General features: G+C 45.2%; 24 protein-coding genes and 1 tRNA gene. 18 read left to right on the top strand and 7 right to left on the bottom strand.

The window, feature by feature from the left end:
* Window positions 1–2: 2 nt before the first annotated feature.
* From pstC to pstB (ABDB98_RS11835), 4 genes are read left to right on the top strand one after another with little or no spacing between them, the layout of a single operon-like run.
* Complete coding sequence (pstC, locus tag ABDB98_RS11850) at window positions 3–932, top strand: phosphate ABC transporter permease subunit PstC (RefSeq protein ID WP_438420237.1); 930 nt, start codon at window positions 3–5, stop codon at window positions 930–932.
* Complete coding sequence (pstA, locus tag ABDB98_RS11845; protein WP_438420236.1) at window positions 932–1,816, top strand: phosphate ABC transporter permease PstA; 885 nt, start codon at window positions 932–934, stop codon at window positions 1,814–1,816. The genes pstC and pstA overlap by 1 nt, the downstream gene beginning before the upstream one ends.
* A gap of 18 nt (window positions 1,817–1,834) precedes the next feature.
* The gene (gene pstB, locus ABDB98_RS11840) at window positions 1,835–2,641 is read left to right on the top strand and encodes a phosphate ABC transporter ATP-binding protein PstB (protein WP_060964752.1); all 807 of its coding nucleotides are present in this window, start codon (window positions 1,835–1,837) and stop codon (window positions 2,639–2,641) included.
* 11 nt (window positions 2,642–2,652) lie between these two features.
* Complete coding sequence (gene pstB / locus ABDB98_RS11835) at window positions 2,653–3,435, top strand: phosphate ABC transporter ATP-binding protein PstB (RefSeq protein WP_060964753.1); 783 nt, start codon at window positions 2,653–2,655, stop codon at window positions 3,433–3,435.
* Window positions 3,436–3,531: 96 nt separating this feature from the next.
* On the opposite strand, the gene ABDB98_RS11830 is transcribed toward pstB (ABDB98_RS11835), so the two are convergent.
* Both ABDB98_RS11830 and ABDB98_RS11825 read right to left on the bottom strand, forming a co-directional pair.
* Window positions 3,532–3,996: an endolytic transglycosylase MltG gene (locus ABDB98_RS11830; RefSeq protein WP_060964754.1), complete on the bottom strand. Its 465-nt coding sequence runs from the start codon at window positions 3,994–3,996 to the stop codon at window positions 3,532–3,534.
* Window positions 3,993–4,346: a hypothetical protein gene (locus ABDB98_RS11825; protein ID WP_016938950.1), complete on the bottom strand. Its 354-nt coding sequence runs from the start codon at window positions 4,344–4,346 to the stop codon at window positions 3,993–3,995. The genes ABDB98_RS11830 and ABDB98_RS11825 overlap by 4 nt, the downstream gene beginning before the upstream one ends.
* A 347-nt stretch (window positions 4,347–4,693) precedes the next feature.
* On the opposite strand from ABDB98_RS11825, the gene rpmG reads away from it, so the two are divergent.
* From rpmG to ABDB98_RS11810, 3 genes are all read left to right on the top strand, one after another.
* Window positions 4,694–4,843 (top strand): 50S ribosomal protein L33, encoded by a 150-nt coding sequence (gene rpmG, locus ABDB98_RS11820; RefSeq protein WP_003153056.1) that lies wholly within the window; start codon window positions 4,694–4,696, stop codon window positions 4,841–4,843.
* Window positions 4,844–4,921: 78 nt separating this feature from the next.
* Window positions 4,922–5,476, top strand: a complete 555-nt coding sequence (locus ABDB98_RS11815) for a 5-formyltetrahydrofolate cyclo-ligase (protein ID WP_438420235.1) — start codon at window positions 4,922–4,924, stop codon at window positions 5,474–5,476.
* 62 nt (window positions 5,477–5,538) lie between these two features.
* Window positions 5,539–5,712 carry a hypothetical protein gene (locus tag ABDB98_RS11810; RefSeq protein WP_101605444.1) on the top strand — a complete coding sequence of 58 codons (174 nt, stop codon included), beginning with the start codon at window positions 5,539–5,541 and terminating at the stop codon, window positions 5,710–5,712.
* A gap of 76 nt (window positions 5,713–5,788) precedes the next feature.
* On the opposite strand, the gene nhaC is transcribed toward ABDB98_RS11810, so the two are convergent.
* Window positions 5,789–7,153 carry a Na+/H+ antiporter NhaC gene (gene nhaC, locus ABDB98_RS11805; RefSeq protein ID WP_188154563.1) on the bottom strand — a complete coding sequence of 455 codons (1,365 nt, stop codon included), beginning with the start codon at window positions 7,151–7,153 and terminating at the stop codon, window positions 5,789–5,791.
* A 209-nt stretch (window positions 7,154–7,362) separates the two neighbouring features.
* Here nhaC and ABDB98_RS11800 point away from each other — a divergent pair, with 209 nt between their 5' ends.
* The 5 genes from ABDB98_RS11800 (at window position 7,363) to ABDB98_RS11780 (ending at window position 11,185) form a co-directional block, all read left to right on the top strand.
* Complete coding sequence (locus ABDB98_RS11800; protein WP_235588381.1) at window positions 7,363–7,575, top strand: YqgQ family protein; 213 nt, start codon at window positions 7,363–7,365, stop codon at window positions 7,573–7,575.
* 18 nt (window positions 7,576–7,593) lie between these two features.
* A complete protein-coding gene (glcK, locus tag ABDB98_RS11795) occupies window positions 7,594–8,556 on the top strand; it encodes a glucose kinase GlcK (protein WP_016938955.1) in 963 nt (320 codons plus the stop codon).
* A gap of 80 nt (window positions 8,557–8,636) precedes the next feature.
* A complete protein-coding gene (locus ABDB98_RS11790) occupies window positions 8,637–9,761 on the top strand; it encodes a M14 family metallopeptidase (RefSeq protein ID WP_438420234.1) in 1,125 nt (374 codons plus the stop codon).
* Between the two features lie 72 nt (window positions 9,762–9,833).
* Window positions 9,834–10,871 (top strand): hypothetical protein, encoded by a 1,038-nt coding sequence (locus tag ABDB98_RS11785; RefSeq protein WP_438420233.1) that lies wholly within the window; start codon window positions 9,834–9,836, stop codon window positions 10,869–10,871.
* Window positions 10,872–10,876: 5 nt separating this feature from the next.
* Window positions 10,877–11,185 (top strand): MTH1187 family thiamine-binding protein, encoded by a 309-nt coding sequence (locus ABDB98_RS11780; RefSeq protein WP_438420232.1) that lies wholly within the window; start codon window positions 10,877–10,879, stop codon window positions 11,183–11,185.
* A gap of 39 nt (window positions 11,186–11,224) precedes the next feature.
* Here the strand turns inward: ABDB98_RS11780 and ABDB98_RS11775 are convergent, their stop codons facing one another.
* Window positions 11,225–11,398, bottom strand: coding sequence for a DUF2759 domain-containing protein (locus ABDB98_RS11775; protein WP_003153076.1), 174 nt, complete (start codon window positions 11,396–11,398; stop codon window positions 11,225–11,227).
* A gap of 154 nt (window positions 11,399–11,552) precedes the next feature.
* Between ABDB98_RS11775 and ABDB98_RS11770 the strand changes: the two genes are divergently transcribed.
* Window positions 11,553–12,191, top strand: a complete 639-nt coding sequence (locus ABDB98_RS11770; protein ID WP_016938959.1) for an MBL fold metallo-hydrolase — start codon at window positions 11,553–11,555, stop codon at window positions 12,189–12,191.
* A 39-nt stretch (window positions 12,192–12,230) separates the two neighbouring features.
* On the opposite strand, the gene ABDB98_RS11765 is transcribed toward ABDB98_RS11770, so the two are convergent.
* Entirely contained in the window at window positions 12,231–12,476 is a 246-nt protein-coding gene (locus ABDB98_RS11765) for a DUF2626 domain-containing protein (RefSeq protein ID WP_003153078.1), read from the bottom strand.
* Between the two features lie 236 nt (window positions 12,477–12,712).
* Here ABDB98_RS11765 and ABDB98_RS11760 point away from each other — a divergent pair, with 236 nt between their 5' ends.
* The gene (locus ABDB98_RS11760) at window positions 12,713–13,093 is read left to right on the top strand and encodes a Spx/MgsR family RNA polymerase-binding regulatory protein (RefSeq protein WP_060964760.1); all 381 of its coding nucleotides are present in this window, start codon (window positions 12,713–12,715) and stop codon (window positions 13,091–13,093) included.
* A 64-nt stretch (window positions 13,094–13,157) separates the two neighbouring features.
* Here ABDB98_RS11760 and ABDB98_RS11755 read toward each other — a convergent pair.
* A tRNA-Gln gene (locus ABDB98_RS11755) sits at window positions 13,158–13,228 on the bottom strand.
* A gap of 73 nt (window positions 13,229–13,301) precedes the next feature.
* On the opposite strand from ABDB98_RS11755, the gene ABDB98_RS11750 reads away from it, so the two are divergent.
* Entirely contained in the window at window positions 13,302–14,132 is an 831-nt protein-coding gene (locus ABDB98_RS11750; RefSeq protein ID WP_438420231.1) for an STAS domain-containing protein, read from the top strand.
* A gap of 38 nt (window positions 14,133–14,170) precedes the next feature.
* Here the strand turns inward: ABDB98_RS11750 and ABDB98_RS11745 are convergent, their stop codons facing one another.
* A complete protein-coding gene (locus tag ABDB98_RS11745) occupies window positions 14,171–15,472 on the bottom strand; it encodes a hemolysin family protein (protein ID WP_438420230.1) in 1,302 nt (433 codons plus the stop codon).
* Window positions 15,473–15,617: 145 nt separating this feature from the next.
* Between ABDB98_RS11745 and ABDB98_RS11740 the strand changes: the two genes are divergently transcribed.
* The 3 genes from ABDB98_RS11740 to comGB all read left to right on the top strand — a co-directional run bounded on the left by ABDB98_RS11740 (window position 15,618) and on the right by comGB (window position 18,855).
* Window positions 15,618–16,568, top strand: a complete 951-nt coding sequence (locus ABDB98_RS11740) for a magnesium transporter CorA family protein (RefSeq protein ID WP_438420229.1) — start codon at window positions 15,618–15,620, stop codon at window positions 16,566–16,568.
* Between the two features lie 192 nt (window positions 16,569–16,760).
* Entirely contained in the window at window positions 16,761–17,831 is a 1,071-nt protein-coding gene (comGA, locus tag ABDB98_RS11735; protein WP_045926720.1) for a competence type IV pilus ATPase ComGA, read from the top strand.
* Window positions 17,818–18,855 carry a competence type IV pilus assembly protein ComGB gene (gene comGB / locus ABDB98_RS11730; protein ID WP_438420228.1) on the top strand — a complete coding sequence of 346 codons (1,038 nt, stop codon included), beginning with the start codon at window positions 17,818–17,820 and terminating at the stop codon, window positions 18,853–18,855. Before comGA ends, comGB begins: the two co-directional genes overlap by 14 nt.
* Window positions 18,856–18,858: the final 3 nt, after the last annotated feature.

The raw sequence follows: 18,858 nt of genomic DNA, 5'->3' as shown, positions 1-18,858 counted from the left end.
AAATGATAAATCACAGAGAAAAAGAGTCTGTAAGCGAACGCTTAATAAGCTCAAAACAAAACAGGCAATTGGATGAAGTCCGCGGAAGAGTGATTGTGTCTGTATGTGCGGCGATTATCATTGCGGCATCAGCGGCAATCACAATCTTTCTCGGCATAAAGGGGCTGCAATCTTTTGTTGTAAATGGTGTAAGCCCGATTGAATTCTTAACAAGTCTGAATTGGAATCCAACCCAGGCAAAGCCTGAGTTCGGCGTGCTGCCTTTTATTTTCGGCTCATTCGCGGTCACGGTTCTTTCCGCTTTGATCGCGGCGCCCCTCGGGATTGCGGGTGCCGTGTTTATGACGGAAATTGCGCCGACTTGGGGAAAAAAGGTGCTGCAGCCGGTAATCGAGCTGCTTGTCGGCATTCCGTCCGTCGTTTATGGATTCATAGGTCTTACAGTATTGGTTCCGTTTATCGGATCTTTTAAATCAAGCGGAACGGGTCACAGTCTTCTGGCGGGAACGATCGTACTTTCGGTGATGATTCTGCCGACCATTACGTCGATTTCCGCTGATGCGCTTGCGTCATTACCGAAACATCTTCGTGACGGTTCATATGCGCTCGGTGCGACGAGATGGCAGACAATCAGGAAGGTGCTTATTCCGGCGGCGTCTCCGACATTGCTGACCGCTGTCGTGCTTGGAATGGCAAGAGCGTTCGGAGAAGCTCTCGCCGTACAGATGGTTATCGGAAATACAAAGCTTCTCCCGGAAAGCCTGCTTGATACGGCGGGGACATTAACGACGATTATCACGTTAAACATGGGCCATACCACATACGGAAGTATCGAAAATAACACGCTGTGGTCGATGGGGCTTGTTCTTCTTATCATGTCGTTTCTGTTTATACTGCTCATACGCTACTTGTCATCTAGGAGGAAAGTATAATGAACCGGAAAATAACGGATAAATTGGCCACCGGTGTATTCGGTTTATGCGCCGCTGTGATTGCGGCGATTTTGGCAGGATTGTTTTTGTATATTCTGATTCACGGCGTCTCAGAAATCACATTGCATTTTCTTACGTCAAAATCAAGTGCTATCGCGTCAGGCGGCGGGATACGGGATCAGCTTTTTAACTCCTTTTACATTCTGTTCATCACCATGCTGATTACGATACCGCTTGGTGTGGGGGGCGGCGTCTTTATGGCTGAATATGCGCCGCAAAATAAAATTACTGATTTTATCAGAACATGTATTGAAGTTCTGTCGTCGCTTCCGTCGATTGTCATCGGGATGTTCGGCATGCTGATGTTTGTGAACCTGACGGGGTGGGGATACACGATTATCGGGGGCGCACTCGCCTTAACAGTCTTTAACCTTCCCGTAATGGTCCGGGTGACAGAAGGCGCGCTCACTGCAGTTCCTAAAGAACTGAAAGAAGCTTCTCTCGCTTTAGGCGTATCGAGATGGCATACTGTCAAAACGGTGCTGATTCCGAGCGCGATTCCTTCAATTTTAACCGGAGCCATTTTGGCATCAGGAAGAGTGTTCGGAGAAGCGGCGGCATTGTTATTTACAGCGGGGCTGACAACGCCGCGGCTGAATTTTACCGATTTAAACCCGTTTTCTGAAGCATCTCCTTTAAATATTTTCAGGCCGGCTGAGACGCTGGCGGTTCATATATGGAGTGTCAATACCCAGGGGATCATTCCCGATGCAGAAGCAATAGCAAACGGAGGCTCGGCAGTGCTGGTGATTTCAGTGCTCTTATTTAACCTTTGTGCAAGATGGATCGGATCTGCTATTTATAAAAAGCTTACGGCAAATTAATCGGAAAGAGGCGAAAATATGATTGATCACATCGTCAGGGAACAAGCGGAACAGACAGAGCGTTCGCCGGGGCCGTCGATTTTGGAAGTGAATCATTTGTCCATTTACTACGGAGACAAACAAGCGGTTAAGCGTGTGAATATGGATATTGAAAAACATGCGGTGACGGCTCTGATCGGCCCGTCCGGCTGCGGAAAATCAACATTTCTGAGGCAGATTAACAGAATGAACGATGCCATCCCTTCTGCAAGAAGCGAGGGGGAAATCCTTTATGAAGGACTGAATATTTTGGGGGAAGAGATTAATGTCGTGTCTCTCAGACGGGAGATCGGTATGGTGTTTCAAAAACCGAATCCGTTCCCCAAATCCATTTACAATAACATCACACATGCGCTGAAGTATGCGGGTGAACGAAGAAAAGCCGTTTTGGACGAAGCCGTAGAGGAAAGCTTAACGAAAGCTGCGCTTTGGGATGAAGTCAAAGACCGTCTTCATTCATCGGCTCTTTCATTATCAGGCGGCCAGCAGCAGCGCCTTTGCATCGCCAGGACGCTTGCGATGAAACCTGCCGTGCTTCTTTTAGATGAACCGGCCTCAGCTCTGGACCCCATCTCAAACGCCAGAATCGAGACGCTTTTGACAGAACTGAAAAAAGATTATTCGATTGTTATCGTTACGCATAACATGCAGCAGGCGCTGAGAGTGTCTGACCGCACGGCTTTCTTTTTAAACGGAGAAGTGGTGGAGTACGGACAGACAGAACAGATTTTTACAAGTCCTAAAGAGCAAAAGACGGATGACTATATTAACGGAAAGTTCGGATAGGGGGAAGGACCGTGAGCGTTGTAAAAGAAGCGGTGCACACACAGAATCTATTTGATATTCAAGGCATGAACGTATGGTACGGAGCTCATCAGGCCTTGAAAAATATTACGATCGGATTTGAGGAGCGGAAGGTCACTGCCATCATCGGTCCGTCCGGCTGCGGGAAATCCACGTTTATTAAAACATTAAACTTAATGCTGCAAATGGCTCCGAATGTCAAAGTGACAGGCGATATGATTTATAACGGGCGCAATCTGCTGAAAGAAAAGACGGATGCGGCAGAATTAAGAAAGCAGATCGGTATGGTGTTTCAAAAAGGCAATCCGTTTCCGCAGTCCATATTTGAGAATGTCGTGTACGGACCGAGAATACACGGCGAAAAAAATAAAAAGAAACTGCTTGAAATCGCCGAAGAATCATTAAAGGCAGCAGCGCTCTGGGATGAAGTGAAGGATCGTCTCCATCAGCAGGCGCTTTCCCTGTCAGGCGGACAGCAGCAGCGGCTGTGCATCGCAAGGGCGCTCGCCACAAAACCGGATGTCCTATTGATGGATGAACCGACGTCTGCTCTTGATCCCGTGTCCACCCGGAAAATAGAAGAGCTGATTCTGACCTTAAAAGAGAAGTATACCATTGTCATTGTGACGCACAACATGCAGCAGGCTGCGAGAGTTTCTGATCAAACCGCGTTTTTCTATATGGGCGAACTTGTAGAGCGGGGCGACACGGGCAAAATCTTTTCCCAGCCGGATCATCAAAAAACACATGATTATATCAGCGGAAAATTCGGATGAAAAAACGGACCCGGCCATTGACCGGGTCCGTTTTATATTGTCTATTAAAAAAGCCTGCCGGCCGTATCCATGAATGGACGATGCCTGCAAGCTTTTTTAGCGGGTTAATGTTTTGACGATTTTTTTGAAGCTCATATCTGAGTCGACTTTGAAATGGCCGGCGCGGATTTCTTTGTGGTAGCCTGCGTCGATTACGTAATCATTAAAGTCCTTCGCTGAAGGAATAATTCCTTCTTTTTCAAGGATGGATGACACATCAGCCGTGCTCATTCCGTCTTTGATCGTCAGTTTGTATGTGACCTTTTTCTTTTTGGCGTCCGTGTTTTGATCGTTGTTTAACGATTTTTCTTTAGCGTCAAGCAGTTTTTGATAGTCATCCCGTTTGACGGAGACTTTTTGCTGAGAGTCGAGGTAGCTGTTTACTTCTTTTTCTGTCAATGCTGTTTTTTCAGTTTTAACGGCAGCTGCCCGGTCATGGTCAGTCAAATAGAAGACAGCGGCGAGGACGGCCGTCGCTAAAATCATACCTGCTGCAAAAGCCTGAATGCCCCGTTTTGTCATACGAGCACCTTCTCATTATCTTTAATAATGGTATTGACGTCCTCGACAGACACGTGTTCCGCTTTTGCGATGGCTTCGGCAGACATCCCGTTGTTATATTTTGAAATGATTTGTTTGGCGATTTTTTGGTTAATGCCGCTGCTTTTGGTTTTGCGGATGACGAGGTTGGTTTCCAGCAATTCTTCTTCAAGCACCGTCATTTTCTTTTTTAACTTGTAAATTTCCTGCATGGCGGAAAGCTGAAGCGTTTCAAGCTCCTGTTCCACGTCTTTCATCGGATCTCTTTGAGAATATGAGAATGCAATAAGCGCTATACTGACGATAAACAACGCAATAATAGCAATTTCCACGTTTCATCACCTTCTATTATTAATTTGCCCTTCTTTTTTATACCATAAAACGCCGCCATTCTAAAGGAAATAGAGAAAAAAACAGAATTTTGTCGGAAAATCTTTTTTATTCGGGGGGCAAACGGATATTTCTCTATAGATTTCGCATATGAAAGCCCTTTTTTGTCCTGTTTCGTCATTTTTTGTATGCGTCTTGCGCAAGACCATTCAGAGGATCAGAAACATAAACTGATGTTTTCTGCATTTAAACAACATTTCATGTAAATCAGCTCTAGCATTCCGTGCATTATAGTGGTATTATGTATAAGTCTGAATAAGTAAATGATATTTAGTTTGGAGGGAAAATAATGCGCGTTAATATTACTTTGGCTTGCACTGAATGTGGTGAGCGTAACTATATTTCTAAAAAGAACAAACGCAACAATCCGGACCGCGTTGAATTTAAAAAATATTGCCCACGTGATAAAAAATCTACGTTACACCGTGAAACAAAATAAGCTGTTTCAAACGGCGGAAAAAGCTGGAGCTTTCAATAAAGTTCTGGCTTTTTTGTCTTTCAGGGAGGTTTGAGAAACGTGAAAGCACAAATCAGAACCGATATAAAAGCAAAGCTTTCCGGCATAACAGAAAGTGAATGGGAGGCAAAAAGCCGCAGCATGCACAAAACGCTGTTTTCTTTAAAAGAATGGAAACAAGCCCGCATGATTGCCGTCACCATCTCGAAACGCTTGGAAATTCCGACACGGCCTATTATTGAACAGGCTTGGAAAGAGGGAAAACAAGTCTGTATCCCGAAATGTTTCCCCCAGACGGGAGCGATGGAATTCCGTACATTTTCTGCTGATGATCAGCTGGAAACCGTATATGCCGGTCTCAGTGAACCGATCGAAAGCCTGACTGAAAAAGCGGCTCAAAAAGACATTGATCTTGTTATTGTGCCCGGTGTGGCTTTTGACCGGGAAGGCTTCAGAATCGGATACGGCGGCGGATATTATGATCGGTTTCTGACAGATTATGAAGGCCGTACCGTGTCGCTTCTCTTCGACTGCCAGCTGACAGACCGCATTCCCCGCATGCCCCACGATATCCCGGTCGATATGATCGTGACTGAATCTGAAACCATCGCATAAAAAACTTCTTGCACCCGAATAATTCTCGCTGTTTGACAAACGATAGGGGCAGGAGGGATAAAATGAAAAAATTGTTGATCTACTCATTATGCGCCGTATCTGTTTTAGCCGTTTACCAAAACCGCTACCGTCTGATGAACACCGTGCTCAGCCAGCCAGGGATCAGACGGCCATTTATTCATTTCTTTTTAAAAATACCGTTTATCAGAAATAAGTTCATTCAGCAGGCCTTTTAAACAAATCCCGTTTTTTCAGCGGGATTTTTTGCATGAAAAAACCTGCCTGTAATGACGGCAGGTTTTTCTCGTAATATCAGTTTTTTTTCAGGAAACCGAGAAGGATTGAAATGATCGGTGAAATGTACAGGAAAAAGGTAAACGGCAGGTAGTCGATGACAGAAACCCCTAACGCGCTTGCCATGAAAGCGCCGCTTACTCCCCAAGGAATCAGCGGATTGATTAATGTTCCGCCGTCCTCAATCGATCGTGCAAGGTGAAGCCGCTTAATGCTGAGCTTGTCATATAAAGGTTTATAAGACTGACCCGGAATTAAGATCGACAAGTATTGCTCGCCTGTCGCAAGGTTTACGCCAATGCTTGAGAAGACGGTCGCCATGACAAGACGTCCTTTCGTATGCACGCCTTTTATCAATCCTTGAAGCAGCGCTGCGATCAGGCCTGTTTTTTCCATCAGGCCGCCGAGCGCAAAGGCGATCATGATCAGAGAGACTGACCCCATCATGGATTGGAGTCCGCCTCTGTTGATAATGCTGGCTACAGCCTGGTCTCCGGTTTTAAAAGCCGTGCCGCTTTGCAGGGCGGATATAAATCCTTGAATACTGCTGTCAGGAATAAAAACGGCAGTCAGAAGCCCTGCGGAAATAATACCAGCGGTAAGCACCGGAATAACAGAAACCCGTCTGACCGCCAAAATGATCACCAAAAGAGGTGAAAGAAGCGACCAAGGCGTAACGTGCACGGCCTCTTTAATTCCGGAAATGACCGCCTCAATATTTTGCGTTGAAGCGGCATTTATTGAAACGGATGAACCGAGAATATAAAAAAGAACGATTGTGATCAAAAGGGCCGGAACGGTCGTGCCCATCATATGGCGGATATGCTTAAAAATCGGAATTTCGCCGATACCGGCGGCAAAATTCGTCGTGTCGGACATCGGTGACATTTTATCACCGAAACAGGCCCCGCAAATGACTGCTCCCGCCGTCCATTCGAGCGGAACTCCCGCCGCGCTTGCCACCCCTAACAGCGCGACGCCGATTGTACTGACAGTTGTCAGACTTGAGCCGACAAGCGTGCTGATAATCATGCATGAAAATAATGCGGTCAATAGCAGCTGACTCGGCTGTATAATCGATAAAGCGTAAACAGTGACGGCGGGAATGGCCCCGCTGTACATCCAAGCGCCGATCAGCACACCGATCAAAGCCAGCACGATAATCGGCTGTACACCGTTTTTCAATCCGCTGACAATTCCTTTTTCAAGACTGCCCCACGAGAAACCGAGCCGCAAACCTGCCAGAGACAGAATAATGACACAAAAAAACAGCGGCATATGCGGCTCCGTATGAAAGAAAAACAGGCAGGAAATAATGACTGCTAACATTAAAACAAATAAACCGATGGCTGAAATGAATGTCAGCCTTTTTTCTTGTTTCAAAACAACACCCCATCAAACTTTAATCCTTTTGTGCTTTTGGGCACGAAAGTATTGTAACAGAAAAACGCATAAATGAGTGTTTTTTTACAATTATGAATATAGATTTTACCAAAATGACACAAGGATATTTTATCCAATTGTTTTTTGCTTGACGCCTGCTTTAGAGATGAAATACGCTTATACTGAGAAGAAAAGAAATGGTGAAAAAGATGAATTCATTTTATGACGTACAGCAGCTGTTTAAGTCATTCGGACATATCGTGTATTTCGGTGACAGACAAGCTGAAATTGACTTTATGAAAGATGAATTAAAGGAAATGTACTTGTCAAACGTGATTGAAAGAGACTTATGGCTGAAGGCCTCCGGAGTTCTACAGCAGGAATCAGAGAGGATCAAAGGAAGAGACAACAGCAGGATTTAATAAGAAAAGGAGATCATTATGGAAGAGACATGGTTTGCGGGGATTGATCTTGGCGGAACAACTATCAAGCTGGCCTTTATCAATATGTACGGTGAAATCCAGCATAAATGGGAGGTTCCGACCGATAAGACAGGAAACACTATAACGGTCACGATTGCAAAAGCGCTTGACCAGAAGCTGGAAGAATTGAACAAGCCGAAACGAATCTTGAAATGGATCGGCATGGGAGCGCCCGGACCCGTGGAAATAGCGACGGGGATGGTTTATGAGACGACTAATATGGGATGGAAAAACTATCCTTTGAAAGACCATCTTGAGGCGGAAACGGGTATTCCGGCCGTTATTGAAAACGATGCCAATATCGCGGCGCTCGGAGAAATGTGGAAAGGCGCAGGTGACGGAGCCAAAGATGTCATTTTAGTGACGCTCGGAACCGGTGTCGGCGGAGGCATCATCGTCAACGGCGAAATCGTTCACGGTAAAAACGGGGCCGGCGGAGAAATCGGTCATATTTGCAGCATTCCGGAAGGCGGAGCTCCGTGCAACTGCGGAAAATCCGGGTGTATCGAAACGATTGCGTCCGCAACCGGCATCGTCCGCATCGCAAAAGAAAAACTTGCGTCGGTTTCCGACTCTTCGCTCTTGCAGGTGCGTGATCTGACAGCACGTGACGTGTTCGATGCGGCAAAACAGCAGGATAAAACTGCGCTTGAAGTCGTTGATTATGTCGCAAAACATTTAGGCCTCGTGCTCGGAAATCTGGCAAGCGCTATGAATCCGACGAAAATCGTGCTCGGCGGAGGCGTGTCTAAAGCAGGCGAAATACTGCGGTCAAAAGTGGAAGAGACCTTCAAAATCACCGCGTTCCCGCGTTCTGCGGAAGCGGCCGATATTTCGATTGCGGCACTGGGAAATGACGCCGGAGTCATTGGCGGAGCGTGGATTGCCAAAAATGAATGGCTTAAATATCAAAACTGCTGAGAAAGTCTGCCTGCCCATATAGCGGGCGGCTTTCTTTTTTTATCTCCCCTGTCATATAGTTTTAAAAAAGGGGGATGAACATGGCGGGAATTCGTGTCAAACCTGAAATAAAAAGGCATATGAAAGATGTCGCACAGGTGCTTTCAATTGATGAAAAACTGTTGGAAGAAGCCAATAAAACGGCGGAAAGCGATGAATTATTTTGTCCCGGCCTCCTCGTGAGCGGTCAGCCAGAATGTCCGATAGAAACGCTTAACGGGCTTTCGCAATACATCCGGCAGTGTAAGAGCGTTCTTTCTTCTGATCAATGGGTGAAGGAAGAAAAGGTGTACGGCGCTCAGTTGCTCTATGAAGAAATTGAGAAAATAATCGATGTCTTTCCATTTGTCACGTGCCGTAAAATCGGCAGTTCCGTTTTGGGAAAACCGCTCTATGAGCTGAGAATAGGCGCGGATAAGGCCGAGAGAAACGTGCATGTAAACGCCTCTTTTCATGCCAATGAATGGATTACCACGTCGGTTGCGATTAAATGGTGCAAAGAATATTGCGCGGCATTATGCGAAAATAAAACCGTTTTCGGACATTCCGCCATTGATATATTCAGCCGGACATCCTTATCATTCGTTCCGCTCGTAAATCCCGACGGTGTGGATCTCGTACTTTACGGATGTGCAGATTTATCAGAAAAAAATGAATTTCTCAACGGATTAAATGAGCAACGCCCGGATTTCCGCGAATGGAAGGCGAATATAAACGGCGTTGATTTAAATAAACATTTCCCATCGAATTGGGAGATTGAACAGAGGCGCAAACCGAAGGCTCCCTCGTACCGTGATTTTCCGGGCACGGCGCCGCTCACTGAACCGGAGGCGCAGGCGATGCACCGGCTGATAACGGAGCAGCCGCCTGACAGGCTGATCGCGCTTCATACACAGGGAGAAGAGATTTATTGGGGGTACGAAGGATGTGAACCGGAGCAATCATCTGAGGTCATCCGGGAGTTTGAAGCGATAAGCGGAAACCGCTATCAAGGTGTAAAAACCATTGACAGCCATGCCGGTTTCAGGGATTGGTTTATACAGCAATACGGAAAAGAGGGCTATACCGTTGAGCTCGGAAAGGGAAAAAATCCTTTGCCTTTTCATCAGTTTTCTGATATCTATCAAGCGACGGAAGGAATATTGTGGAGGGCGCTTATTTTTTGAGACATCTGTGAAATTTCTCATTTGTTTATATTAACAAATATGGGACAATAGAAAAGAATGGAGGGAAGGCTGGTGAGATACTTGTGTTGTGTTCTGCTGTCCGCATTCGTTCTGTGTTTAGCGGCCTGTGAACCATCTCATCAGCAGCCTGACACAGACGTCTCAGCAAAAGCAGCAGAACAGAAAATCGTTCCGCTCAGTAAAAATGAAGCGGAGAAAACGGAAGGATGGCTGGATAACAGGACCATTTTGTATACAGCACATGATCAGCTGATGAAATATGACCTTTTCAGCGGAAAATCCGAACGGCTCTGCGAAACAAAGGGCCATATTGTCAATGTAAAGATCAGCCTGAAAAAAAAGCTGATTCTCGTTCAGGTGACAAACAGCGGACAGACTGAGCTTGTGCTCATGAACAAGCAGGGGAAAAGACTTTATCACAAAGCCTTTAATTCTTATGAGCTGGAGACGGCTTGGAATCCATATGACCCGTACAAAATGATGATTACCGTTTTTTCTGAAACATGGGACTTCACAACCTATACAGCCGATATGAAACACGGCATTTTAAAAATAAGTCCCGTTCAGGCCCCTTTTGTCCATTGGATGTCCTCCGATGAATTTCAATATATTAAGCAAGGAAAAACGGAGGAAGAGGGCCCTTTATATTCCTATGATCTGGAGACGGCAAAAGAAAAAAGAGTGCTTCAGCATGTCATCTGGGCAGATTCCCGCCCGGGTATGACGCTTGCCGTCAGACAAGCGGATAAACCGGACGGCGACGGCGAGTTCCTTTTCCAAAAGCCGGCATCCGTGACACACCGTTTTCCTCTTCAAAAAAAGTATGAGAGCTTTGCGCCGATGGAATATGATTACGATCAGACCCACAAGCGGTTTTACACGTTTAAGCCGGAGGGCCGGTTATACAGGCTGATCAGCTTTGACTTGGGGGACAAACAGGAGCGGACGGTGCTTAACAATACGGAAATGGAACCGATTCAGATCTCTCCGAACGGGGAATACGCTTTATACGGCTTTACGTATGACCGGCTGATATCTCTGAAAACAGGACTGACAGAACCAATCATAACAAATGAAAAAGGAGTTTGAATCAAATGGCAATTGCAGATGTGACAATCATTCCGATCGGAACAAAAACACCGAGCGTCAGTGAGTATGTAGCGGATGTGCAAAAGATTTTGGAAGGCTACAAAGCAGCCGGCAAAATCAAATTTCAGCTCACACCGATGAACACTTTGATTGAAGGAGAGCTGAGCGACTTGTTCGCGGTCATTCAGGAGATTCACGAAGCCCCGTTCCAAAAAGGGCTGCACAGAGTGGCGACCAATATCCGCATTGATGACAGGCGTGATAAAGAAACGACGCTGGAGAGCAAAATCAAAAGTGTCAGCAAACATTTGTAGCAATAAAAAATAAGCCTGTATCCTAATGGATACAGGCTTTTAATGTGCAGTCGGATAGCCGCTTGTAACAACGGTCATTACGGTAAACCAGCCGAACACGCCCAGTGTGGCGGCGGCTAACAAAAATCCCAGGATATTTCTCTGTCTGACAGCCCGCAGGACTCCTAACACAGCTAATAATGCGACAAGGCCGAAGATTACAACAAGTAACATCATGCTCCCCCTTTGTCATTGGAACCTGAAAATCTTTCCATTTTATTTTAACCGTTTTCATTTTGTTTGTCGATAGTGTTTTCCCAGCCGCATTCATTGAATCTTCGGCAGAAAACCTTCATAATAAGGGCATATACATAAAGAGGTGATGAAAGTGAAATGGAGACGAATGCCGGCCGGTCCGATTCAGGCAAACGCCTATTTTCTCGTCAGTGAGGATCAGTCCTGTCTGATTTTCGATCCGGGCGGGGAAGCGGACAAACTCAACAATTACATAAAAGAAAACAATTTGAAGCCGCTTGCGATCTTGCTGACGCACGCCCATTTTGACCATATCGGCGCGCTTGACGAGGTAAGAGACAGATGGGATGTTCCCGTATATCTTCACAAAAATGAAGAAAAGTGGCTGGAGGACTCTTCCTTAAACGGATCAGGCATATTGCGCGGCATCGCTGTCACGGCACGGCCCGCCGATCGGCTGATTGAAGGCGACGGCATCTTAGACATCGGTCCTTTCCATTTGGAGACGCTGTTTACGCCGGGTCATTCGCCTGGAAGCGTTTCTTATTATGTGAAGGACGCTGATTTGGTGATTTCAGGCGATGTGCTCTTTCAGGGAGGCATCGGCCGGACGGATTTACATGGAGGAAATCAAGACGTATTGCTTGATTCCATTCATCAAAAACTGCTCACGCTTCCCGGGCATACACTTGTGTTAAGCGGTCACGGCGCGGAAACGGACATCCAGACAGAGCAAGAGCGAAATCCGTTTATTAATGGATTTTCATTGTAAACGAAAAAAGACAGACCGTAATCGGTCTGTCTTTTTCAGTCAGTGGGTTCCGCCGCCCGGTGTCATAATAAAAATAGAGTAATATGTAAATCCGGCGAAAAATACGGTTAAGTACGCTCCGAAAATATAAATATACATCCGCTCAGTCAGATTCAAATAAGAAAGAAATACGAAGAAGATCGTCTGTCCAAAAAACAAAAGAGATGCGTCTTTCATGCCGCCTAAAAAAAACATGACTGCAAAAATCCCCGTCCAAAATCCTAACACCCGGAACATGCGATTCATTCCTTATCCCCTCCCGAGAGTCTATCTGAAGTTTATTATAATAGATCGGCAGTTAAAATGTAAACATTTTCATGATTATATTTATTGTGGAATTTATGTCTTTCCCTGTGTTTTATATCTTATGCCGTTCTCTAAAAAAGATCCGAAAAATCTTTTTGAAATACGTTTAGCGAAAAAAAGTTCAGGGTACTTATGTTAACAAAGAGACGGATTATCCGAGGGAGGAATTTTTAAAAATGAAAGAACTTATTTTTTATTCATACCCGAGCTGCACATCTTGCCGAAAAACGAAACATTGGTTAAAAGCCCACAATATTGACTTTCAAGAGCGCCACCTATTCAGGGAGACACCGTCAATTGATGAATTGAAGCAAATCTTATCCTTAACAACCGAAGGAATTGATGAAATATTAGCGACGAGGAGCCAAACATTTAAAAACCTCAACCTGAACATTGAAGAAATGACTGTAAATGAAGTGCTGAAGCTTTTGACTGAAAATCCGAAGCTGCTGCGGCGTCCGATCCTGATCGATCGCAAAAAGCTCGTTATCGGATATAATCCAGGAGAATTGATGAAGCTGACGAAGAAAAAAACGGTGCATCAATCTGTATCATAAGAAAAAAACGAAGATCCGCTGATCAAATATCATCAGCTAATCTTCGTTTTTTGCGGTTCCAGGACTGGGCTAGCTGGATTCGAACCAACGATCACGGAGTCAAAGTCCATTGCCTTACCGCTTGGCTATAGCCCATCGAATGCTAATTACAGTATGTGCATCCGGCGCCGGTTTATACATACAAGTCAGATTTGAATGGAGGAAACCCGTGAAACATTTAAATGAAGTATTATCTCAAGTATTAATTGAAGAATCAGGCGAAATCATACGTCAATGGCTGCTCATCCCCGAACCGGGGCGGCCTTCAGAGGATCAGAAAGCGGAAACGCAGCAGCGCCTGTTAATTGAAATCGTTGCTGGCATTTTATCAGGGAAAGACGGCGGAGAAGAGGAGCTGACAAAGTGGGCGCTGCAGTTTGCAAGAGACCGGGCCGTGCATGAAATCCATGTCTATGAAAGCGTCGCAAGCTTTAAAGAATTCCGGAGATTGGTCTGGAACCGCATACAGACATGCAGTGAAACGATGTCTGAGAAGCCTGATACAAATGCGGTATTTACATGGGGAGAGAAGCTGAACAAAGCAATTGACCATATGATTGAAGTATTTACAGAGGAATATCATAAAGTGACAATAACGCAATTAAACGCCCAAAAAGAAATGATTAACGAACTAAGCGCGCCGATTATGCCGATTGCCGACGGTATTGGAATTTTGCCGCTTGTCGGCGAAATTGACACTTACCGGGCAAAAATGATTTTGGAATCGGTGCTTGACCAATGTTCTTCGCTCCGGCTTTCTTATTTATTTCTAGATATATCAGGTGTGCCGATTGTGGATACGATGGTCGCTTATCAAATTTTTAAAGTGATTGACAGCACAAAACTTCTTGGCATAGAAACGACAATCTCAGGCATCCGGCCGGAAATCGCCCAAACCGTCGTGAAGCTTGGCATCGACTTTTCTCATGTGAAAACGGAGCAGAGTCTGGCGAAGGCGCTGGCAAAAAACGGTTTTGTCGTAAAAGAATCATTAAGATGATATAAAGCTGAATGGCCGAGGGGGATTCCCCCCCTCAGCTATTCAGCTTTGTCAGCTTCAATCGTAATGATATGATGGCTGTCGATTTCTTTTACCGTAAATGTGTACCCTTCAAAATCAATGGTGCTTCCGGGTTTTGCATCAATATGCTGAGTAAGGAACCAGCCCCCGAGTGTATCGACTTGATCAGCCGTAATCTCAGTTCCGAGTACGTCATTGACGTCACTGATCAGCAATTTGGCGTTCAGAAGATAACGGCTGTCTCCAAGCTTTTGAACGGAAGGTGTCTCATCCGTATCAAATTCGTCCCGGATCTCGCCGACGATCTCTTCAATGATGTCTTCCACGGTTACTAATCCCGCGGTTCCGCCGTACTCATCAATGAGAATGGCCATATGGGCGTGTTCCCGCTGCATTTTAACGAACAATTGATAAATCGGGATCGTCTCAATCACGTGGATGGCCGGCTGAATGTAAGGGGTGAGCTCGTGTTTTGTAAATGATGCCCCTTCAGACAGGAATCTGAATAAAACTTCTTTTATATTGATGATGCCGACAACATGATCTTTATCTCCCTTTACGACAGGATACCGGGTATATTTATTTGTTTTGATAATGTCGCGGAGCATATGTCCTAATCCGCTGTCTAACGGCAGGCTCACCATTTCATTCCGCGGCACCATGATTTCTTTCGCTGTGCGCTTATCAAATGTGAAAATGTTATTTACGTAATGCAGCTCGCTTTTTTTAATCATGCCGCTTCGATAGCTTTCAGCAAGCAGCACCCGCAATTCTTCTTCCGTATAAGCCATTTCATGTTCTGAAGCCGGCTTCAAGCCGAACAGGGCTGTAATCAGGCGGGCGGAATGATTAAGCAGCCAGATGAACGGAAACATTAACTTATAAAACAAAATGATCGGTCTGGCAAACAAAAGCGTAATCCGCTCGGCTTTTTGAATGGCAAAACTTTTCGGCGCGAGTTCACCGATGACAACATTCACATATGTAACAAGCAGAAATGCGATAATCAGTGACAGTATATGGGAAACCGCTTCATGAAGCCCGGTTTTTAAAAATAACGGCTGAAGCATTGCTTTGACTGTCGGTTCACCAAGCCAGCCGAGTCCCAAGGCGGTTACAGTGATGCCCAATTGGCACGCCGATAAATATTCATCAAGGTGTGTAATAACATGCTTGGCTGCTTTTGCCCCTTTCACACCTTCCTGAATGAGCTGATTGACGCGGGAGCGCCTTGCTTTAACGATTGAAAACTCGATGGCGACAAAACACGCCGTTAATAAAATAAATAGTACGATGGCAGTCAGTTTGATGATATACAATGTAACGCCTTCCGCGAAGGAAGGCTTGCACCTCCCTTTTTTCGGAATAATACCACTCTGGAAAGCTGCTCAAACATCAAACCTGGTTTAGCCTGCTTCATTTACGGTAATTAAAAAAGAAAGCGAAACTGGAGGCTGACAAGAGATGAAGGTACATTCAGGGACGGACTGGTTTTGGTACCAGCTCGGTCCGCATGAAAAAGCAGAAGCAAAAAAAATGATCCACCACAATCACTGGCCGCAATGCGAAAAGTGGTTTGAACATGAAAATCATATAAACTTTCTGCGCGCAGATACAAATGATCAGAATAATGAAGCGGTTTTCGGCTCTTTAATCTATCATCAAGGATTAGATGATGAAAAAAACCATACCGTATTTCACTTTTATATTACGAGAGACTTCTTTTTTACGATTAATTTTGATTTTTCGCTGCTGCGCGGTGTAAAAGAAAAGCATGCCACACAGCAGATTCAAACCTGTGAAAATCCGATTGAAGGCTTTTTTGTTCTGCTGGGAGAGCTGATGAATTCCTATCTGATCGGACTGGATGAATTTGAAGTCAAGCAGCGGACGCTCAAATGGCAGATTCATGATGACAACAGCAAAGGAATCTTGGAAAACGTGCATAAGCTGCGCCACGAGCTGTTCATTTGGAAAGGCCTGATACTGGGGGCTAAAAAAGTGGAAATGGCTTTAAAAGAAGCGTTTCTTCCGAAAAATGACAGGCAAAAAGATTACCTCAGGGCTCATCAAAAGATGGAAAGAGGGATTACATATATCAATGAATTCGATCAGGAGCTGAGCAATCTGCTGCATGCCGAGGAAGTCATTACCTCTCAAAGAGGAAATGAAATTGTAAAAGCATTGACGATCTTTACAACTCTCTTTACACCGATGACGGCGCTTGGCGCTCTCTGGGGGATGAACTTTGATAATATGCCGGAGCTTCATTGGAAATATTCGTATATTTGTTCCATCCTGATTATTATCGTATCAACCCTGCTGATTTACATTTATCTGCGGCAGAAGGGCTGGACAGGGGATATTCTGCGGGAGAATCAAAAGAAATATTTGCGGAAAGAAAAGAAACGCTAAGAAGAGCAGGCACACGCCTGCTTTTTTGGCGGCCGAAAATGACTGAATGGTTCCCAATTTCATTCAGTAAATCAATATCATGCAGCTGATTTTTGATTTTTTTACGTTTTACACTGTGTAAAAAGCATCATTTCTCTTTTGCCGGCTCTTGTCTATTTGATTTACAATACGTGTCGGAAGGAGGGAAATCTTATGGAGAATATTGAAACATACAGCAGGAACATTATAAACGAGGCCTATACGGCAAGAGCTTCAGATATACACATTGTGCCGCGTGAAAGGGATGCTTTCATTCATTTTCGCATTGGTCATGCTCTTGTGAAAAAAAGAGTCTTAAAAAAAGAGGAATGCGTAAGGCTTATTTCTCATTTTAAGTTTTTATCGGCGATGGATATAGGAGAAAGACGAAAGCCGCAAAACGGATCATTGTCTCTGCCGCTTCCATCCGAAACCGTTCATTTAAGGATGTCAACCTTACCGACAATGAATGATGAAAGTCTTGTCATCAGGCTGTTGCCTAAGCGGCAGATTCCCCCTCTGGATAAACTGTCCTTATTTCCGGGGGCAGGCGCCGCACTATTGTCCTTTCTGAAGCATTCCCACGGCCTGATTCTTTTTACCGGTCCGACCGGATCTGGAAAAACGACCACTCTCTACTCGCTTGTCAATTATGCAAAACGTCATTTCAACCGGCGGATTGTCACACTTGAAGATCCCGTAGAAACGAGGGATGAAGATGTTTTACAAGTTCAGGTGAATGAAAAAGCCGGAGTCACATATTCCGCCGGTTTGAAAGCGATTTTAAGACATGACCCCGATATGATCATTTTAGGGGAAATCAGGGATGCCGAGACGGCTGAAATTGCAGTCCGCGCGGCTATGACGGGGCACCTCGTTCTTTCAAGCCTGCATACAAGAGATGCTAAAGGCGCTATATACAGGCTGCTGGAGTTTGGGGTGAACATGACGGAAATTGAACAAACCGTTATTGCCATTGCCGCTCAGCGTCTGGTTGATTTAACGTGTCCGTTTTGCAAAGCGGAAAACTGCTCCGTGTACTGCCGGCTTTACAGGCAGACGCGCCGTGCGGGAATCTATGAACTGCTTTACGGGAAAAATCTCACCCAATGCTTTCAGGAAGCAAAAGGAGAGCACGCCAATTTTCAATATCAGACGCTCCGCAGGCTGATCCGAAAAGGAATCGCGCTCGGCTATGTCACGACTGACAACTACGATCGGTGGGTGTATCATGAAGCGGATTAAAAGAACCTGGCCGTTGAAAGATCAAGCGGCTTTTTTGAAAAGGCTCGGTGAAATGGCCGAAAAAGGGTACAGTCTGATCGAAGGGCTCAGACTGCTGAAACTCCAGCTTCATAAACGCCAGCTTGCAGAGCTGACGGACGGAATCCGCCGGCTGAGGGAGGGCGATGCGTTTTACGAAGTGCTTGAGGCATTGTCTTTTCATAAAGAAGCCGTCTCTATCTGCTATTTTGCGGAAAAACACGGAGAATTGCCCGGGGCAATGAAACAAAGCGGCGAATTGTTACAGAGAAAGCTCATGCAGACGAATCAAGTCAAAAAAATGCTCCGGTATCCGATGTTTTTAATCTGCTCCGTCTGTGTCATGTTTTATATCCTGCAAAGTTTAATTATTCCGCAGTTTTCTGGGATTTATCAATCAATGAATATGAATACTTCCGGTGCGACTGCTTTCATCTTTGCGTTTTTTCAGCATTTTCATGAAGCCTGCGCACTGGCGCTGTCCGCCGCTTTCTGCTTGTTTTTGTACGTTTGGTTCTTATGTAAAAAAAAATCCCCGCAAGACAAAATGCTTATTATTGTGAAAATCCCCTTAATAGGAAAAGCAGCCGTTCTTTTTAACAGCTACTTTTTCTCTTTACAGCTCAGCAGTCTTCTGAAATCCGGTCTTTCTATCTATGACAGTTTAACGGCTTTTAAGGAACAATCTTTTCTGCCTTTTTATCGTGAAGAAGCAAAGATGCTCATTACACGTTTGAAAGCAGGTGAGACAATAGAATCCGCTCTTTCCGGGCATCCGTGTTATGAAAAAGATCTAGCGGCTGCAGTCAGCCACGGACAGGCAAACGGCAGGCTTCATCGCGAGCTTTATACGTACAGTCAGTTTATGATGGAGCGCCTTGAACAAAACGCGGAGAAGTATACAGGCATTCTCCAGCCTGTCATTTACGGCGTCGTAGCCGGTATGATTCTGATTGTCTATATGTCAATGCTGATGCCGATGTACCAGATGATGAACCAAATGTAAGGG

Source organism: Bacillus siamensis (assembly GCF_051628075.1).
Lineage (GTDB): Bacteria > Bacillota > Bacilli > Bacillales > Bacillaceae > Bacillus > Bacillus siamensis.
Note: the sequence above shows the minus strand (reverse complement) of the source record. Positions and strands in the feature narration are given on the sequence as shown.

Coding starts and splice junctions, on each gene's coding strand:
- pstC (WP_438420237.1), top strand. CDS start 3: ATGATAAATCACAGAGAAAAAGAGTCTGTAAGCGAACGCTTAATAAGC.
- pstA (WP_438420236.1), top strand. CDS start 932: ATGAACCGGAAAATAACGGATAAATTGGCCACCGGTGTATTCGGTTTA.
- pstB (WP_060964752.1), top strand. CDS start 1,835: ATGATTGATCACATCGTCAGGGAACAAGCGGAACAGACAGAGCGTTCG.
- ABDB98_RS11830 (WP_060964754.1), bottom strand. CDS start 3,996: ATGACAAAACGGGGCATTCAGGCTTTTGCAGCAGGTATGATTTTAGCG.
- rpmG (WP_003153056.1), top strand. CDS start 4,694: ATGCGCGTTAATATTACTTTGGCTTGCACTGAATGTGGTGAGCGTAAC.
- ABDB98_RS11810 (WP_101605444.1), top strand. CDS start 5,539: ATGAAAAAATTGTTGATCTACTCATTATGCGCCGTATCTGTTTTAGCC.
- ABDB98_RS11800 (WP_235588381.1), top strand. CDS start 7,363: ATGAATTCATTTTATGACGTACAGCAGCTGTTTAAGTCATTCGGACAT.
- glcK (WP_016938955.1), top strand. CDS start 7,594: ATGGAAGAGACATGGTTTGCGGGGATTGATCTTGGCGGAACAACTATC.
- ABDB98_RS11790 (WP_438420234.1), top strand. CDS start 8,637: ATGGCGGGAATTCGTGTCAAACCTGAAATAAAAAGGCATATGAAAGAT.
- ABDB98_RS11780 (WP_438420232.1), top strand. CDS start 10,877: ATGGCAATTGCAGATGTGACAATCATTCCGATCGGAACAAAAACACCG.
- ABDB98_RS11775 (WP_003153076.1), bottom strand. CDS start 11,398: ATGTTACTTGTTGTAATCTTCGGCCTTGTCGCATTATTAGCTGTGTTA.
- ABDB98_RS11765 (WP_003153078.1), bottom strand. CDS start 12,476: ATGAATCGCATGTTCCGGGTGTTAGGATTTTGGACGGGGATTTTTGCA.
- ABDB98_RS11760 (WP_060964760.1), top strand. CDS start 12,713: ATGAAAGAACTTATTTTTTATTCATACCCGAGCTGCACATCTTGCCGA.
- ABDB98_RS11740 (WP_438420229.1), top strand. CDS start 15,618: ATGAAGGTACATTCAGGGACGGACTGGTTTTGGTACCAGCTCGGTCCG.
- comGA (WP_045926720.1), top strand. CDS start 16,761: ATGGAGAATATTGAAACATACAGCAGGAACATTATAAACGAGGCCTAT.
- comGB (WP_438420228.1), top strand. CDS start 17,818: ATGAAGCGGATTAAAAGAACCTGGCCGTTGAAAGATCAAGCGGCTTTT.